This window comes from Polaromonas sp. P1_E3, from assembly GCF_056405935.1.
Genome location: NZ_JBFUBD010000443.1, coordinates 1 through 2044 on the forward strand (window position 1 = coordinate 1; position 2044 = coordinate 2044).

2 protein-coding genes are annotated in these 2044 nt (G+C 56.3%); one reads left to right on the forward strand and one right to left on the reverse strand.

Going from position 1 to position 2044, the window contains the following annotated elements; genetic code table 11:
• A partial coding sequence (locus AC1D0Z_RS20315) for an ankyrin repeat domain-containing protein (RefSeq protein ID WP_477659975.1) occupies positions 1–951 on the forward strand: 951 nt, incomplete at its 5' end.
• 181 nt (positions 952–1132) lie between these two features.
• On the opposite strand, the gene AC1D0Z_RS20320 is transcribed toward AC1D0Z_RS20315, so the two are convergent.
• On the reverse strand, positions 1133–2017 hold the full coding sequence (locus AC1D0Z_RS20320) for a pirin family protein (RefSeq protein WP_477659976.1): 885 nt from the start codon (positions 2015–2017) through the stop codon (positions 1133–1135).
• Positions 2018–2044 lie beyond the last annotated feature (27 nt).

Consider the following 2044-nt stretch of genomic DNA (forward strand, 5'->3'; position numbering starts at 1 on the left):
GCCGTATCTCAAGGCCACAAGGAAATGGTTGGATATTTAATTGACAAGGGAGCAAATGTCAATGCAAAGGACCAGGTGGAAGAAACTCCGCTGCACAAAGCCGCAAGATACGGTCATTCGGAAATCGCAGACCTATTGGTTTCCAACGGAGCACATGTCAACGCACGGAGTCTGGATGGCAACACGCCTTTGCATCATGCAACCTGGCGCGCATCTCCACGTTATCAGGCCGTAGTCAAGTTACTGCTGGCGAATGGCGCCGACGTAAATGCCATCAACAACACCGGCAGAACCCCACTATTCAGTGCTGTTGCCGCTGGCAACAAGGGATTGATTGCCCTTTTGTGCAAACACGGTGCCGATATCAGGGCCATAGACAAAGCGGGAACCAATCTACTCCTTTACGCGGCATCAGAGGAACTGCTGGGGTCCATCAATTATTTAATTAAAGCTGGCATTGATATCAACTCACAAGACGGCTATGGATTAACAGTCCTGCACTGGGCTGCGTCTCGGGGCAACAAAAAGTTGACTGAATCGGTCTTATCGCAAGGCGCAAATGCCAGCATGCAAGATAAAAAGGGCCGAACCCCGCTGCATCAAGCGGCATATCAGGGGCATGAAGGGGTTGTGGATACTTTGCTCGGCCAGGCTGGTGTAAATATCAACACAACCGACAACGATGGTGCAACACCTCTTCACCTTTTGATAGAGAAAGTGGAGTACCTCAGCGCAGAAGAAGCAGAATCTCTCAATGAAAAAGTCGAAGGCATCGTCGAGGACTTCAACAGGCAGGCAAAAGGAAGAAGGAAGGTGGTCGCCCTCCTGATTGAAAGAGGTGCGAATATAAATGCCAAGAACAAGAACGGAGACACCGCTTTAAGTATCGCGATCAAGGACAAGAAAGAAGATATTGCCAGGTTGCTGAAAGCGCATGGCGCGAAGAAATAAGCAACCTGCAGAAGTTCAAAGTCCTCACGTGCGAGTGGTCGTTTTCTGTAACGCACTTGCGGGATTGAATTCCCGCTTCCTTGCAGCCTTGAGGCGTGCGCTTTACCATGTTCGGGACACAGTTGTTTGGCGTTCCGGACTTCAATGGCCGGACCCATAGACGAGTGGCCCCGGCCGGATTTCAGTTCGCAGTGAACTTCCGCTCGGGCAATGGAATGAACTCGGTCTCTCCAGGCACCTGCCCCATGGCCTGGGCGGCCCAATCCTCCCCAGCCTRCACGATGCGTTCCTTGCGGCTGGAGACAAAGTTCCACAACATGAAGCGGTGCGCATCCAGCGCGTCACCACCGATGACCACCAGGCGTGTCGGGGTGCTTGCACTGAGCTGCACTGCGGCGCCGGGTGAAAGGGTCGCGAGGGTGTTCATCGCCAGCGCTTCGCCGTCCAGCAGCAGGTCGCCGTCCACCGCATACAGTGCCATCTGCGCCGCAAGCGGCGGCAGCGTGAAAGGTGCGCCCGCTGCAAGCGCCACATCCAGGTAAAGGGTTTTAGAGAATGTCTTGACGGGTGAGGCTTTGCCAAACGCCTCCCCGACAAGAACCCGCACCATGGCGCCGTCCACGAACACCTCGGGGATGCTGTCTGCCGGCGTGTGTGAAAACGCCGGCGCAGTTTCTTCAAACTCCGCTGGCAGAGCGGCCCACAACTGCAGGCCATGGTTCACATACGCAGTGCCACGCAGGTCGTCGGGCGCGCGCTCGGAGTGCAMAATGCCCCGCCCCGCCGTCATCCAGTTGATGGCGCCAGGCTCTATGCGCTGGGCGGAGCCGATGCTGTCGCGGTGCATCATGGCGCCTTCGAACAGGTATGTCACCGTGGCCAGGCCAATGTGCGGATGCGGCCGCACATCGTGGTCGGTGCCAGGCTGTTCAGTGACCGGGCCGAAATGGTCAAAGAAAATGAAAGGGCCAACAGACTGCTGCTGCGCGGAAGGCAGCAGGCGGCGCACYATGAAGCCGCCGCCCAGATCCTTGTGATGCCCGGTCAGTTTCAGTGCAGCGCTCATGTCAGCCGTTCCACGTCTGTCGTGATT